The sequence below is a fragment of the Rhodococcus sp. 05-2254-2 genome (genome assembly GCF_002259095.1).
In the GTDB taxonomy this organism is placed as follows: domain Bacteria; phylum Actinomycetota; class Actinomycetes; order Mycobacteriales; family Mycobacteriaceae; genus Rhodococcoides.
The window spans coordinates 252,253-266,735 of sequence record NZ_NOZJ01000001.1 but is presented as its reverse complement, the minus strand read 5'-3'; the positions used below and the strand labels follow the sequence as shown (position 1 = coordinate 266,735).

General features: G+C 66.4%; 18 protein-coding genes. 5 read left to right on the top strand and 13 right to left on the bottom strand.

Going from position 1 to position 14,483, the window contains the following annotated elements; translation table 11 throughout:
* Nucleotides 1-74: 74 nt before the first annotated feature.
* The gene (locus CH283_RS01350; protein ID WP_255183038.1) at nt 75-605 is read right to left on the bottom strand and encodes a LytR C-terminal domain-containing protein; all 531 of its coding nucleotides are present in this window, start codon (nt 603-605) and stop codon (nt 75-77) included.
* A gap of 57 nt (nt 606-662) precedes the next feature.
* Nucleotides 663-1,001: a DUF3263 domain-containing protein gene (locus CH283_RS01345; protein ID WP_032393769.1), complete on the bottom strand. Its 339-nt coding sequence runs from the start codon at nt 999-1,001 to the stop codon at nt 663-665.
* A gap of 326 nt (nt 1,002-1,327) precedes the next feature.
* On the opposite strand from CH283_RS01345, the gene CH283_RS01340 reads away from it, so the two are divergent.
* The 3 genes from CH283_RS01340 to CH283_RS01330 are packed head-to-tail and all read left to right on the top strand — an operon-like array spanning nt 1,328 to nt 3,686.
* A complete protein-coding gene (locus tag CH283_RS01340) occupies nt 1,328-1,930 on the top strand; it encodes a peptide deformylase (protein ID WP_094640994.1) in 603 nt (200 codons plus the stop codon).
* Nucleotides 1,927-2,874: an N-acetylglutamate synthase, CG3035 family gene (locus tag CH283_RS01335; RefSeq protein ID WP_441344171.1), complete on the top strand. Its 948-nt coding sequence runs from the start codon at nt 1,927-1,929 to the stop codon at nt 2,872-2,874. Before CH283_RS01340 ends, CH283_RS01335 begins: the two co-directional genes overlap by 4 nt.
* 11 nt (nt 2,875-2,885) lie before the next feature.
* Nucleotides 2,886-3,686, top strand: a complete 801-nt coding sequence (locus CH283_RS01330) for an exodeoxyribonuclease III (protein ID WP_094640992.1) — start codon at nt 2,886-2,888, stop codon at nt 3,684-3,686.
* On the opposite strand, the gene CH283_RS01325 is transcribed toward CH283_RS01330, so the two are convergent.
* The 3 genes from CH283_RS01325 to CH283_RS01315 form a co-directional block, all read right to left on the bottom strand.
* Nucleotides 3,656-4,252 carry a hypothetical protein gene (locus CH283_RS01325; protein WP_094640991.1) on the bottom strand — a complete coding sequence of 199 codons (597 nt, stop codon included), beginning with the start codon at nt 4,250-4,252 and terminating at the stop codon, nt 3,656-3,658. The genes CH283_RS01330 and CH283_RS01325 overlap by 31 nt on opposite strands.
* An 85-nt stretch (nt 4,253-4,337) precedes the next feature.
* Nucleotides 4,338-4,691, bottom strand: a complete 354-nt coding sequence (locus tag CH283_RS01320) for a GNAT family N-acetyltransferase (RefSeq protein WP_094641420.1) — start codon at nt 4,689-4,691, stop codon at nt 4,338-4,340.
* 120 nt (nt 4,692-4,811) lie between these two features.
* Complete coding sequence (locus tag CH283_RS01315; RefSeq protein ID WP_068048077.1) at nt 4,812-5,138, bottom strand: GNAT family N-acetyltransferase; 327 nt, start codon at nt 5,136-5,138, stop codon at nt 4,812-4,814.
* Nucleotides 5,139-5,429: 291 nt separating this feature from the next.
* On the opposite strand from CH283_RS01315, the gene thiD reads away from it, so the two are divergent.
* Complete coding sequence (thiD, locus tag CH283_RS01310) at nt 5,430-6,284, top strand: bifunctional hydroxymethylpyrimidine kinase/phosphomethylpyrimidine kinase (RefSeq protein WP_094640990.1); 855 nt, start codon at nt 5,430-5,432, stop codon at nt 6,282-6,284.
* On the opposite strand, the gene CH283_RS01305 is transcribed toward thiD, so the two are convergent.
* The 7 genes from CH283_RS01305 to thiO form a co-directional block, all read right to left on the bottom strand.
* The gene (locus CH283_RS01305) at nt 6,246-7,067 is read right to left on the bottom strand and encodes an adenylate/guanylate cyclase domain-containing protein (protein WP_094640989.1); all 822 of its coding nucleotides are present in this window, start codon (nt 7,065-7,067) and stop codon (nt 6,246-6,248) included. The genes thiD and CH283_RS01305 overlap by 39 nt on opposite strands.
* 37 nt (nt 7,068-7,104) lie before the next feature.
* Nucleotides 7,105-8,562 (bottom strand): M28 family peptidase, encoded by a 1,458-nt coding sequence (locus tag CH283_RS01300; RefSeq protein WP_094640988.1) that lies wholly within the window; start codon nt 8,560-8,562, stop codon nt 7,105-7,107.
* 26 nt (nt 8,563-8,588) lie between these two features.
* The gene (locus tag CH283_RS01295; protein WP_094640987.1) at nt 8,589-9,359 is read right to left on the bottom strand and encodes an ABC transporter permease; all 771 of its coding nucleotides are present in this window, start codon (nt 9,357-9,359) and stop codon (nt 8,589-8,591) included.
* On the bottom strand, nt 9,359-10,321 hold the full coding sequence (locus CH283_RS01290) for an ABC transporter ATP-binding protein (RefSeq protein ID WP_094640986.1): 963 nt from the start codon (nt 10,319-10,321) through the stop codon (nt 9,359-9,361). The genes CH283_RS01295 and CH283_RS01290 overlap by 1 nt, the downstream gene beginning before the upstream one ends.
* Before the next feature lie 371 nt (nt 10,322-10,692).
* Entirely contained in the window at nt 10,693-11,442 is a 750-nt protein-coding gene (locus tag CH283_RS01285; protein ID WP_094640985.1) for a thiazole synthase, read from the bottom strand.
* 4 nt (nt 11,443-11,446) lie between these two features.
* Nucleotides 11,447-11,662 (bottom strand): sulfur carrier protein ThiS, encoded by a 216-nt coding sequence (gene thiS, locus CH283_RS01280; RefSeq protein WP_094640984.1) that lies wholly within the window; start codon nt 11,660-11,662, stop codon nt 11,447-11,449.
* Nucleotides 11,659-12,711 carry a glycine oxidase ThiO gene (thiO, locus tag CH283_RS01275; RefSeq protein ID WP_373557660.1) on the bottom strand — a complete coding sequence of 351 codons (1,053 nt, stop codon included), beginning with the start codon at nt 12,709-12,711 and terminating at the stop codon, nt 11,659-11,661. Before thiO ends, thiS begins: the two co-directional genes overlap by 4 nt.
* A 158-nt stretch (nt 12,712-12,869) precedes the next feature.
* Here thiO and thiE point away from each other — a divergent pair, with 158 nt between their 5' ends.
* Nucleotides 12,870-13,562: a thiamine phosphate synthase gene (gene thiE / locus CH283_RS01270; RefSeq protein ID WP_068048054.1), complete on the top strand. Its 693-nt coding sequence runs from the start codon at nt 12,870-12,872 to the stop codon at nt 13,560-13,562.
* A gap of 4 nt (nt 13,563-13,566) precedes the next feature.
* On the opposite strand, the gene CH283_RS01265 is transcribed toward thiE, so the two are convergent.
* Nucleotides 13,567-14,415: an NUDIX hydrolase gene (locus CH283_RS01265; protein ID WP_068048051.1), complete on the bottom strand. Its 849-nt coding sequence runs from the start codon at nt 14,413-14,415 to the stop codon at nt 13,567-13,569.
* Nucleotides 14,416-14,483: the final 68 nt, after the last annotated feature.

The window sequence follows — 14,483 nt, the reverse complement described above, 5'->3', positions numbered from 1 at the left end:
GAAATGATAACGTGCCGACCGATTCGGCCGAATCGGGCACGGAAGTCGACGCTGTGGAACTGGCCGCTGCAGGACTACTGGGTCACGATGACGACGACGCCTGCAGTGGATTCGAGCGAGGTCGGCTTGGGTTCGGCCGGGACGCCGAGCTGCGTGGCGATGGTCTGCGCGGCCTGTTCCTCACCTGCCGTCGTGCCGTAGTACACCGCGGTCTGCGCGAACTGGTCTTCACTGAAGTTGCCCGTCTCGGCGACGTTCCAACCCTCGGCGGTCAACGTGCTGGCGGTACCGGCGGCCAGGCCGGAGACATTGGAGTTGTTGAGTACCCGCACTTCGACGTCGGCTGCGGTCCCCGTCGTGGTGGGAGCTGCGGTGCCCGTCGACGCGTCGGCGGCCGGGGCCTGTGCTGCAGGAGCCTGGGCGGTCGGTGCGACCGCGGCCGGTGCGCTCGTCGTCTCGGCGGCGGGTTCGGCGGCCGCATCGTCGGAATCGGAACCCGTCAGAGACAACGCCCCGATCGCTGCGAACAGGATCGCGAGCGAAATCAACACCATGGCCAGGGCGCGGAGTGGTGGCCCGGTCTGTTCCGGGTTCGGGCTGCTCACCTGATCGACCCTAGCCGACCGTCGACGGCGACTCGGCACACGGAACGCAAGACCTGCTCAGACGTCGAAACCCAGCCGACGTGCCGCACGAGCCTTCTGCCTGCTCGCACGCAATCGGCGCAGGCGCTTGACCAACATCGGATCCGCGGCGAGCGCCTCGGGACGATCGACCAACGCATTCAGGATCTGGTAGTAGCGGGTCGCCGACATGGAGAAGAGTTCCTTGATGGCCTCTTCCTTGGCCCCGGCGTACTTCCACCACTGCCGCTCGAAGGACAGGATGTCGTGCTCTCGTCGACTCAGTCCGTCCGCACCGACCTCGTTCGGATCCTGAGAGCCGTCCGAACTTCCCGGTTGCTGAGACTGGTTCGAGTCACGCGCTGCTGCGCCGTCCATCCCACTCCTCGACTTCTCGACTTCCCAGGGTCGGCAGGATCACCCACCCGGAGAAATCTGCTTCCCCCAGTACTGCCGACACCCGTAGGAGCGCCGACCGAATTACACAGTTGTACTTCGGGGATCATTCAACCATGTCCGACGCCGGGGACACGGCTCCTGCGGGCTGCCCGCGCGTGGCGTGTTCCACCTACTCGACCACATGCGCGACGCACACCACTGGGTCATTCCGCAGGCTCCACTCCTCACCACTGGGTCATTCCGCAGGCTCCACTCCTCACCACTGGGTCATTCCGCAGGCTCCACTCCCGGTATCCTTGTCGACCATGGCAATTCTTCCCATCCGGATCGTCGGCGATCCGGTGCTGCACACCGCAACCGCTCCCGTCACCGAGTCACCCGCCGAGCTCGCCGAGCTGATCGCCGACATGTACGAGACGTTGGCCGCCGCGAACGGCGTCGGACTCGCCGCGAATCAGGTCGGCGTCGGCAAGCGTCTGTTCATCTACGACTGCCCCGATCAAGGCGAGGACGGCAAGGTCTTCCGCCGCCGCGGCGAGGTCGTCAATCCGGTACTCGAGACCTCCGAGATTCCGGAGACGATGCCCGATCCGGACGACGACGACGAGGGCTGCCTGTCCGTCCCCGGCGAGCAGCACCCCACCGGGCGCGCCGAATGGGCCCGGGTGACCGGTACCGATGCCAAGGGTGATCCCGTCGACATCGAGGGTCACGGCTTCTTCGCTCGGATGCTCCAGCACGAGGTGGGTCATCTCGACGGCTTTCTGTACACGGACGTGCTCATCGGTCGACATGCGCGGGCCGCGAAGAAGGCGATCAAACGCGCCGGGTGGGGCGTGCCCGGTCTGAGCTGGACGCCCGGCACGGTGGACGACCCGTTCGGGCACGACGACGAGGACGACGACTGACCGTCCCGGTGGGTACCCGGGTGATGCTTCGCTATCGGTTGCCACCCGGCCACACCCACCCGATGACGGACGTGATCGGCGAACTGGTGGCCATGGACGCAGGCTCGGTCTCGGTGCGCGGCCGGGACGGCGCGCTGGTGCAGGTCGCCGCCGAACGAGTCGTAGCGTTGAAACCTCTGGGGCCCAAGCCGATTCGAACGTCGGAGATCCGCTCGCTCGAGGCCGCTGCCGCCGACGGTTGGCCGGGCGTCGAGCGGGAATGGATCGACGGTTGGCAACTGCGGTTCGGTCACGGGTTCACCGGCCGCGCCAACTCGGCGGCACCGCTCGAGCCCGGAGCCTCGACGACGGCCGAGACTCTCGCGCAGATCGTCGATCGATACGCCGCTCGCGGACTGCAGCCGACGCTCTCGCTCCCCGACCGTCTCGGCAGCGCGCCGGCCGGGTGGCGGACCTACAACGAGAGCGCCGTCATGGCTGCGGAGATCTCGAAACTCGTTCTGCGCGAAGGCGATTTGGCCATCGGCGTCACCGCGCAGCCGACAGCCGAGTGGCTGAATTCTCTGCGCTACCAGGGCAGCGAGGCTCCCGCGGGCGCAGCGGAGGTGGTCACCGCAGTCCGGGGCGGCACCCTCGGTTTCGGCATGATCGGCGCCCACTCGTCGTCGGCGGCCGCCGTCGGTCGCGCGGCCGTCACCACCGCCCCGGACGGTCGATGCTGGGTGGGACTCACCTCTCTCTGGGTCTCCCCCGAGCATCGCCGCAACGGCCTCGGCACACTGATGTGCGGAGAACTGGTGCGCTGGGGACGCAGCCACGGAGCGACACACGCGTACCTGCAGGTGGCCGTCGACAACACCGAAGCCGTTGCCCTGTACCGAGACCTCGGCTTCGAGGACCACCATCGGTATCGCTATGCCCGGCCTGTCGGAGGCGTTCGATAAGGTTCGTTCCCGTGCGCTTGGCTACTTGGAATGTGAACTCCGTCCGCTCTCGTCAGGATCGAATCGTCGATTGGCTGCAGCGATCCGATGTCGATGTGCTGGCGATGCAGGAAACCAAGTGCAAGGACGCACAGTTTCCGTATCAGCGCTTCACCGACATCGGGTACGAGGTCGCCCACGTCGGGCTGAGCCAGTGGAACGGCGTCGCGATCGCATCGCGCATCGGCCTGGACGATGTGCAGGTCGGGTTCGAGGATCAGCCCGGCTTCAGCAAGGATCCCGAGATCGATCCCGCTCAGGAGGCCCGTGCTATCGGTGCCACGTGCGCCGGGGTGCGCGTCTGGAGCCTGTATGTGCCCAACGGCCGGGAACTCGCCGATCCGCACTACACCTACAAGCTCGAGTGGCTTGCTGCACTGAAGGCCGACGCGCAGGCCTGGGTGGCGGCGGATCCGCAGGCGCAGATCGCGCTCGTAGGCGACTGGAACATCGCGCCCACCGACGACGACGTCTGGGATCCCGCGCTCTTCGAGGGCAAGACCCACACCTCCCGAGCCGAGCGTGATGCCTTCAGCGCGTTCGGCGACGCCGGCTTCACCGAGGTGACGCGGCAGTTCACCCCCGAGCCCAGGACGTACACCTACTGGGACTACACGCAGTTGCGGTTCCCCAAGAAGCAGGGCCTACGCATCGACATGGCGTTGACCTCCCCTGCCCTGGCGGCACGAGTAACCGGCGCGTCTATCGACCGCGAGGAACGCAAGGGCAAGGGAGCCAGCGATCACGCTCCGGTGATCGTGGAGATCGGCTGAGCAGAGTCCGCCGACCTGTCCGCCACGGCCCTGGCGGCGAGAATCGCCCCGACGGCGATCAGCACTCCGTGCGCAATTCGCACGGCAGGCGGGGTGTAGAACTGCGGAAGGAAGAGCACGAACCCGGCAGCGAGCACTGCGGCGTAGCGGTTGCGTAGAGCGAATGCCACCAGCCCGACGGCGATCAGCACCAGTCCGAGCCCGAACATGACGGACTGTACGAGCGAGTACCTGATCGGGTCGGCCAGATCGATCAGGCCGGGGTTCGCGTTCTGTACGGCATCGACACCCAGCACATGCAGCGCGAAGGTTTCCGCGCCGTAGTACGGCAGCACCAACCCGACACCGATCCACGTGGTCACGACCGCGAGCTCCGACCGCCCACCGGTGTAGAGCACGGTCAGCCCGAGCGCGATGAAGCCGAGCATGGCGAAGGTGTGCGAGAGCACCCAGCTCGAGGATGCGAAGGCGTCGGCTCCCGCCGTGCCCACCTCGTCCGAGTAGGGACGCAGTGTGGGATACGCGGCGAACATGATGCCGACGAACAGATACAGGGATACACGCATCGGGGAATGCCAACCTTTCGAGAGCGGCGCTCCCTATAGGAAGCAGTATTCACCCAAGGGGCACGCCAGGCAAGAGCAGTGCTCTCTATTCGGCGATCAGATCCAGAAATTCTTCGTGCTGCGCCAGATATCGCCGCACGTAGGTGCAGATCGGAACGATGCGCCACTGCCGATCACGCGCGGTGTTCAGGGACGCTCGTACCAGCACGCCCGCCCATCCGCGGTCGCCGTACTCTTCCTTGACGACGGTGTGCATGAGCGCGACGACCGGGCCGACGCCGCCATCGTCGCCCTCACCGAAGCGATAACCGAGAATGCCGACGAGTTCGTCGTCGACGAAGAGGTCGAACCTATTGTGATCGACGTCGTCCTCGATGCGAACGACGGGCCGGTCGACCGGAGCAGGCCCGGTGACCCGCCGTGGAAGTATGTGACTCATGTCACTTATGAGACCAGTGTTGTCCATGTGACGCGAGGCGAGTGCACCGATCGTCGCCGAGTCGTGCCCTTACTGTGACCAGCCTTGATGTGACCGGGCGATGCGTGCAGGAACCCGAGGTCAGAGAGCGACGAGCATGTCGTTGTATTCAGGATTGGCCGCAGCGAAGCGCTGAACGTAGGTGCAGACCGGCTTGACCTTCCAGCCGTAGGACCGCGCACTGTCGAGTGCGCGGCGCACCAGAATGCCGGCCAGACCCTGGTGACCGAAATCCTCGGTGACGACGGTGTGCATGAAGGACACGACGTGAGTACGCGTCGCACGCGTGCCGTTTCCCTCGACCTCGTAGAAGCCGACGATCCCGACCAGATCACCGTTCAATCGAAGCTCGAATCGGTTCTGGTCTTTGTTGATCGAGACATCAGCGCTAGGAGAACTTGCCAGCATGGGACGCCTCCTTCGCTGTGTGTGGAGTGATGAACGAGTGAAACCGATGTGACGTGCACCACTATTAAACATGCGCACGGTGGCTCTGTCACCTTTTCTACCAACAAACCTTCGGATGCGTAGGTTTGTCCGTCGAACCCGACACGAATGCTGGTACGGATCATAAGTGGCCCTGTTCGACGTTGTGATACAACAACATTCAAGACCTGCCCAAGTTTTCGCCACGGACTCGGCAATCCGATTACGCGGGCGCGACCCCCGTCTCCCCTCGCGCCGGTACTGTCTTCTCTCGTGAAGTTCCTACCGCTCACGCCCAACGGCGAGACTCCAGTCCGCGCGCTGACCATCGCCGGAACCGACTCCGGTGGCGGTGCCGGAATCCAGGCGGACAGCCGAACGATGGCACTGCTCGGCGTGCACGCCTGTGTCGCGGTCGCTGCGGTCACGGTCCAGAACACCGTCGGCGTGACGGGCTTCCACGAGATTCCGCCGGACGTCGTCGCCGCGCAGGTTCGCTCCGTCGTCTCCGACATCGGCGTCGGCGCAGCGAAGACCGGAATGCTGGCCTCCACCGCGATCATCGACGCGGTCACGGCAGTCTGCACCGAAGTCGGTATCGGCCGCGATCAGCCGGTTCCGTTGGTCGTCGATCCGGTGTGCGCGTCGATGCACGGCGATCCTCTGCTGCACGCCGAGGCCCTCGACGCCATCCGCCACACCCTGTTTCCCATCGCCTCGCTGGTGACCCCCAACCTCGACGAGGTGCGGCTCATCACCGGCATCGACGTGGTCGACGACTCCAGCGCGCACCGCGCCGCCGAGGCCCTGCACGGGTTGGGCGCGCAGTGGGCCCTGGTCAAGGGCGGTCACCTGCGGACGTCGACCCACAGCACCGACCTGCTGTTCGACGGCGACACCTTCCTCGAATTCACCAGCGAACGCATCGACACCGGCAACGATCACGGCGGCGGCGACACCCTCGCCGCATCGATCGCATCGGCGCTGGCGCACGGATACTCCATGCCCGACGCGGTGGCGTTCGGCAAGGAGTGGGTCACCCGCTGTTTGGCCGCGTCCTACGATCTGGGCGCGGGCCACGGACCGGTGTCACCGCTGTGGCGACTGCACAAGTCGGAGGATGCGTAGGTCGTCGGGTGCGCCCTTGATCTTCGGAGCGAAGAAGCTGCGTCGATAGGGCTTGGAGACCACGCGCAAGGCGTCGAGCACCTCCGGCGGTACCCCCTCCAGGGCCGCCGCGGAGATCATGATGTTGCCGTTGCCGCCGGTCTGCATGACCCGGGCGGCGACGGTGACGTCGACGCCCAGCCAGTCCGATCCCACCTGCCGCGGGCTGCCGGTGTGGATGCCGACGCGCATCGTCGGGGTGTAGCCGTCGACGTCGACGCCCTTCAGGGCCTCGCGGGCCGCGAAGACCGCGTCGACTGCTTTGCCCGCATCTGCGAACACCGCCATGATGCCGTCGCCCAGTCTCTTGACGACGTGGCCACCGCGGAATGCGACCTCGGGTTCGACGGCTTTGGAGACCTTGCGCAGCAGTGTCAGGGTGGCGGTGTCGCCGGCCCGCAGCGACCACGACGAGAACCCGACGAGGTCGGTGAACACGATGGTGACGTCGTGCTCGCCGCGGCCTCGGCCGGCTCGTTCGAGGACCGCCTGCCACACCTGCAATGCTCCGAGGCCCACTTCGCGGGACGCACCGGGTTCGTCGTCGAGGCCGTTCGCAGCCAGAAACCTGTCGGCGACGCGAGCGACGGCCATGGCTCTGCCCGGACCGTCGATCGACAGTGGATCGCCGAACGTGGGGTCACCGGGTAGTGCGCGGCGCACACGCCGAACCGCCCCGACCACCGCGGGCGCTCGATTGGTGGTGCGGACCCACTCCACGACCGAGGAGACGACTGCGTTCACAGCATCGAGCGTAACCCACGGTTACACATACTTACCCTCATCCTTCGGCGCGAGCGGCCTCGCGCGCGGCACCCACCGGAACCCCGTTGGGCCCCTCCACCGACTGCGCGTAGACGCCGATTCCATAGGCCACCGCCGCGCCGTTCTTCGCCAATGCTGCTCGGTCGACGTTCGCCAGGGTGTCCTGATCGGTGTGGTAGTTCTCGTCGAAGGTCTGATCCGCGGTGCCGCCCCACTTCTCGGCCTGCTCGGCGGTCTTGTTCTCGTCCGCTCCGCTGAACACACCACCGGCCGGGATGCCGACCTCGATGAACGGGCCGTAGTCCGAGCGACCGTCGAAATCGGTGCCGTCGACGGCTACGCCCTCGGTCGCCAGTCGCTCGACGAAGGTGCGCTCGATGGCGTCGGATCCGGCCGGTCCGGCGGGCTCACCCACCTGGTCGGAGTCGTCTCCGTCGTAGGCGAGGTAACCGGCATTGTTCGAGCCGATCATGTCGAAGTTCAAGTACAGCGCGATGTTTCGCTTGTCCTCGTCGGACAGGCCCTCGACGTACTCGGTGGAACCGACGAGTCCGTTCTCCTCGGCACCCCAGAACGCGAAGCGCACCGCGTTGGTCACCTCGGGGGCGCTACCCATCTGCAGTGCGGTCTCGAGTACTGCCGCGGTACCGGTTCCGTTGTCGTTGATGCCTGGACCCTCGGGGACGCTGTCCAGATGTGCACCGGTGACCACCACGTTCTCGGTCGAACCGGTGGTGGTCTGCGCAATGATGTTGCGGCTGGTGGTCGTTTCGGTCTCGGTGACGAGGGTCAGCGTCACCTCGGGTGCGGCCAGAACGGCCGCCCCGTCCTCCTGGCTGACGCCGCCGGTCGGAATCCGAGCGGTGTCGGTGTCGCCGAGTGTGCCCGAATCGAGCGGTCCCGGTTCGTTGTTGACGATGATCGCGGCGGCCGCTCCCAGTTCCGCTGCAACAGTTTGCTTCACACCGAACGGGCACACTCCGCGCGGCACGACCGCAACGGCTCCGGCCAGGTCGAGGCCGGTGTAGTCGGTCGCCTCGCAGCCGTCTGCACCGGCGGGAGCGCCGACGACGCGTGCGGTGATCCCCTCGGCGGTGGTGGTCGGCGAGTAACTGAGCGCGAACACCGGGATCTCGGTACCCGCCACCGACAGGGTCTGGGTCTGCGCCTCGAAGGTGTCGAAGTCGAATTCCGGGGTGGTGACCTCGAACCCGGCCGATTCGAGTTGCGAGACAACATAATCGACACTCGCGTCGTACCCGGCGGTGCCGGCCGCGCGGTTTCCGTCGTTCTCGGCGGCGATGGCTTCCAGTTGTTCGAGGTGCCCCACCAACGCCTCCTCGGTGACCGCTTCCGCCAGGCCAGGCCCGTCGGGTGTAGCGAAAACTCTGGCCGGTTCCTCGTCCGAGGTGGACGAGCAACCGGCCAGAATCAAGACAGTGGCAGCGCTACTTGCAAGCAAGGAAATCCGCATAGCGGACACCCTACCGGCGAGCGGCGTCAGGCGTCCCGACGATTGACGACGAACACCGCAGCTCCGAAGATCACCGCGGTGAAGGCGACGAAGTAGATCAGGCCGCCGATCGGACCCCAGTGGAAGTCGACGCCGCCGCCGGATCCGAGGAAGTGATTGGCGTTGAGGAAGGGCAGGAACGGCTGGATCTTCTCGCCGACCGTCGGAATCACCCCGACGAGGTTCTCGATGAGCAGTGGCCACAGCAGCAGGATGGCAATTGCTCCGGCGGACTGCCGCATGAGAGCGCCGACGCCGATGGCCAGAACCACCTGGACGAACGCCAGGATGGCGGTGCCGTACAGGATGCGCCAGGTTCCATCGATGTCGAAGCCCAGCAGCGCACCTGCCTGCTCACCGGCGAGCGCCTTGGCGAGGTAGAGCCCGATGACGGCGAGCACGAACGACAGGATCGCACCGTAGACACCGACCAGCAGGGCCTTGGCCGCCAGCACCGATCCTCGGTTGGTCACGGCCTGGAACGTGGTGCGGATGAGTCCGAAACGGTACTCGCTGGTCACGGTCAACGCGGCCAGGATCATCAGCACCATCGAACCGAACGTTCCGACGCCGAGTCCTACGACGTCGGCTGCCGTCGTGGGCGGAATGCCGTCGGGCGCATCGGTGTCGGTGGCCAACTGTGCAGCCCACCCCAGTATTGCCGCGAACCCGAGACCGAGCACCACGATGATCGCGCTGCACCACCACGGCGACTTGGTCGAGGTGAACTTGATTCTTTCTGCTGCCAAGACGCCCATCAGAGTGCACCGCCCATTGCTTGCTGATTGTTGGGGTTTTCGGCTCCCGCGCCGTGATATTGCACTGTGTCTCCGGTGAGTTTCATGAATGCTTCCTCGAGCGAGCCGCGCTGAGAGGCCAACTCGTGCAATGTGATTCCAGCTCGACCGGCGATGTCGCCGATCGCGTCTGTCGTGGAGTTCAGCACCACCAACGAGGGCTGAAGTTCGTCTGTCTTGTCCGGCTCACGCACGGTGAGACCGGCGGTGGTCAGGGCCTGGCGGAGTCCGTCGAGCTGCGGGCTGCGCACGCGTACCGATGCTTCGGAAGCATGGTCGATGAATTCCTGCACCGTGGAATCGGAGATCAACTTGCCGCGTCCGATGACGATGAGGTGCTCTGCGGTCTGCGCCATCTCCGAGAGCAGGTGGCTCGAGACCAGAACGGTGCGGCCCTCGGCTGCCAAGCGCTGCATGAACTTTCGGATCCAGACGATGCCCTCGGGATCGAGTCCGTTGACCGGCTCGTCGAACAGCAGCACCTTGGGGTCACCGAGCAATGCGCCCGCGAGTCCGAGCCGCTGCGACATACCGAGCGAGAAGCCGCCCGCATTCTTCTTCGCGACCTCGGACAGGCCCACCAGGCGCAGTACCTCGTCGACGCGGGACTTCGGAATGCCGTTGGAGGCCGCCATCCACTCGAGATGCGCACGCGCCGAGCGATTGGGGTGCACCCACTTGGCGTCGAGCAGAGCGCCGACGGTACGCAGTGGCTGCTTCAGGTGGCTGTAGCTCTTGCCCTCGATGGTCGCCGTTCCCGAGGTGGGGCGGTCGAGACCGAGAATCATCCGCATCGTGGTCGATTTGCCTGCGCCGTTGGGGCCGAGGAATCCGGTCACGATGCCGGGCTTGATGGTGAAGGTGAGGTTGTCGACCGCCGTCACCGCGCCGTACTGCTTGGTCAGTCCTGTCACTTCGATCATGGGTCAACCTTCCCCCATCGACAGCGTCCGCACATCGACCCACAGTCGTCAGTTGCATCATCCTTTCGGATGACCCAACCCTGAGACAGTCGGTCACTTCGGCGGCACGCGGTCACTTCGGCGGCACGCGGTCATATGAGCGTCGGCGGCGTCGGCGGCACGCAGCCATATGAGCGTCGGCGGCATCGCGGCACGCGGCCACCTGGGCCAGGCCGCAAAAGCGCGCGCGTTTGCCAGATGCGCGCGGAATCGCCCCCGTACCCGCCGCTATTCCGCACGCGTTTCACGAACGCGCGCGCGTTTGCCGGATTCGCAGCACCCCAGGCAACGCAGGGCCCCAAGCAACGCAGCACCCCAGGCAACGCAGGTGATCACATGGGCGAGCTGGCCTGAGCCCAGAATCGTTTCGGAATTCGGCCCGCATGCCTGGCCTGGTAGCCCGCGGCCACCGCGTTCCGCATCGCCGACGCCATCAGTGCCGGGTCCTTCGCCCTGGTCACCGCGGTCGCGAGCAGCACCGCATCGCAGCCGAGTTCCATTGCGAGGGTGGCGTCGCTGGCGGTGCCGATGCCCGCGTCGAGGATCACGGGCACAGTTGCAGCGTCGACGATCATCTCGATGTTGTGCGGGTTGGCGATACCGAGGCCGGTGCCGATGGGTGAGCCGAGCGGCATGACGGCGACGCAGCCGATGTCCTCCAGTCGCTTCGCCAGGACCGGGTCGTCGGTGGTGTACGGCAGCACCTGGAAGCCGTCGTCCACGAGTTGTTCTGCGGCCTTCACCAATTCGATGGCGTCGGGCAGCAGGGTTCGCTCGTCGGCGATCACTTCGAGTTTCACCCAGTCGGTTTCGAGCGCCTCACGGCCGAGTTGCGCGGTGAGCACCGCTTCGGCCGCGCCGCGGCAGCCAGCGGTGTTCGGCAGCGGCGCGATGTTCAACCGGCGCAGCAGATCCAGCACACCCGTCCCACCCGCAGCGTCGACGCGGCGCATCGCGACGGTGGTCAGTTCGGTTCCCGACGCGACGAGGGCTTCCTCGAGCACTGCGAGATTCGCTGCTCCCCCGGTGCCGGTGATGAGCCTGGAGGTGAAGGTACGGCCCGCGATCGTCAAACCCGCCATGCCCTCAACCACCCTGCACTGCGGTGAGAACGTCGACGGTCCAACCCTTTTCGACGCTGGTGGTGTCCCAGCGGCTCTTGGGCAGCACCGCTCCGTCGACGGCGACGGCGATGCCCTTCTCGGGCAGGCCCAGGAATTCGAGCAGCCGACGCATGGTCATGTCCTCGGTGAGCAGGTGATCCTCGCCGTTGACGGTGATGCCGATCGCGACCTGTGTCATGGTGTCCTCTCGATGTGTGCAAAGCGTTCGGGTGTGGCTGCTTTCGCCTCGGGCAGGGCGTCACCGGAGATCAGCGCGGCGACAGCGTCGGCGGTGATGGGCGCGAGCAGGATGCCGTTGCGGCCGTGTCCGGTGGCAACGACGACGTTCTCGTCGAGCCTGCCGATGATCGGCAGTCCGTCGGGGCTCATCGGCCGTAGGCCGGCAGCGGTTTCGTACAGTTCGTATTCGCCGATGCTCGGCATGAGTCGTTCGGCGTCGGCGATGAGGTCTCGTACCCCGGCGACGGTGACCTGGGTGTCCTCACCGGATTCGTATTGTGTTGCGCCGACGACCAATCCGTCACCGCGTGGCACCAGGTAGATCGGGCGTCCGTGCACGGTTCCGCGGACGATGCGGTGCGGCGGCGGTGCGGAGCTGGGCCTACGACGCAGCCGCAGGATCTCGCCTTTCACCGGCCTCACCGGCAGTGTCGGCCACAGTGCGGAACAGCGAGAACCGGCGGCCAGGACCACCTGATCGGCGTCGGGAAGTGCGTCGACCGAGCTAGCCACGAACTCGACGCCCGCGTCCAGACATCCCTGCTCGAGCGCGGCGATCAGCGCCCGGTTGTCCACCGACAGTTCGGTCGGAGCCAGCAGGCCCAGTCGAATGTTCTGCGCCAGAGCAGGTTCGAGCTCACGCAGCTGCGCCCGTCCCAGAATCGCGAGTTCGTGTCCCTGCTCGCCCACCCATTCGGCGATGGTGCGCAGATCGGCCGCATCGGCGGAGTCGAGGGCAACCGTCACCGATCCTGCTGCGGAGAACACCGAGGGGCCGGGAAGGCGTCGGGCGAATTCCGGCCAGCGCGCCAACGACGCGGCACCGAGATGCAGCAGTTCGTGTTCGCCGGGCCAACCCTCGGACAACGGTGCCAGCATTCCGCCCGCGACCCACGACGCGCCTTTTCCCAGCGCGGGATCGTGCACGACGACCCGATGACCGTCCTCGGCCAGGCGCAGCGCCGTCGACAACCCGATGACGCCTCCGCCGATAACGACGATATACACGCGACTCACGTCCTCACTCCCTGCGCCCGCATGATCGGGTTCAGGTATTGACGGTAAGGGCGGCGAACCCACTCTCAGCCCCACGATCCCCGGGACTCCCGCGATTTCTCGGCCACTCCGTCGTCGGTGGCGGCCACCATGAGAATACAGTTCGCTTTGTGCATCCATCTCAGACCGCCCGCAATCAGACTCCCCGTGAGCGTCTTGCGTCCGCTCGCCTGTACCTGTGTACCGATGCCAGGCGCGACAAGGGCGATCTCGCGCAGTTCGCCGAGGCCGCGCTGTCCGGTGGCGTCGACATCATCCAGCTGCGCGACAAGAACTCTGCGGGCGAGCGCGAGTTCGGCCCCCTCGAGGCCAAGGACGAGCTCGCTGCGCTGGCGATTCTGCTCGCCGCGACCAAACGGCACGGGGCACTGTTGGCGGTCAACGATCGCGCGGATCTGGCGTTGGCCTCGGGTGCAGACGTGCTGCATCTGGGCCAGGGCGATCTACCGGTGCACTACGCACGGCAGATCCTCGGCCCGGACGTGGTGATCGGGCGCTCGACGCAGAACCGCGCCCAGTCCTCGCTCGCCGCGATCGAGGACGGCGTCGACTACTTCGCCGTCGGTCCGGTGTGGCCGACGCCCACCAAGCCCAACCGCTCGGCCGCCGGGCTCGAGGCTCTGCGGGCGACTGCGGACGCGCTACCGGAGCGGCCGTGGTTCGCCATCGGCGGCGTCGACGCGACCAACGTGGATCAGGTCAAGGCAGCCGGTGCCGACCGCATCGTGGTGGTTCGCGCCATCACCGAGGCCAGGGACCCGCAGGCGGCCGCTCGTTCGTTGGTTCAGGCGCTGCAGGCTTAGAGCGCTACAGCCACGCAAGAACCGACGACGGCGTCAGGACCTGGACCGACTCCGGCAGCCGGTCGCGTAGTCCACGGTCGGCGGTGACCATCGCCGTCAGGTCTCCGCCCCGGTGTGCTTGATCAGCGAGGGTGTCGTCGCCGCTGCCGTCGGCGAGAATCGTCCGGGTTCGGGGGTCGTCGACGACCGCGTCCCTGGCCTGGCCCTCGAGCACGGCTTCGATGCGGGTGAGCCAGCCGTACTGACCGCTGGGTAGTTCGACGGTGCGCGGCAGCGTCTCGGCGAGCGAAGTCAGCAGTGCACCGGTCGATCCGGCGCGGTCCTTCCACCACCCGTTCGGTCGCGAGCCGAGCACGTTGGCGGTGTCGAGCAGCACCCGCAGCGGCACGGTGCGCAGCGACGGCCAACTGGACGCGAAACCCGGGTGCAACGGGAGTTCGTCGACGATCGACTCCGGCACCCAGCGCAGTTCGGTGCTCTCGCCGTTGGGCACGGTGGTCAGAGGGTGGTCGGTATCGGCGACGACGGTGGTGTACGACCAGCCGCTCTCGACACTGGCGGTGACGCGCTCACTGCGCACCCTGACCTGTTCGTCGGAGATACCGGCTTCTTCGTGGGCTTCGCGCACCGCCGCGTGCGCGGTGCTCTCGTGGGAATCGCGAGCTCCGCCGGGTAGTGCCCAAGTTCCGCCCTGGTGGCTCCACAACGCTCGGTGCTGCAGCAGCACCATCGGCTCACCGGTGTTCGACGGCTCGTTCGACGGTGCACGCAGCAACAGTCCGGCGGCACCGTGCTTTCCCCAGTGCCGAGAACCGTCCGTACCGATCACCCAACCGTCCCCGTCACCACGCATGCTCTCCAGCGTAGGGGAATCATCCTTCTGTAGTGACTGCGCTGTAGTGGCTGCAGTACGGTCCGCCT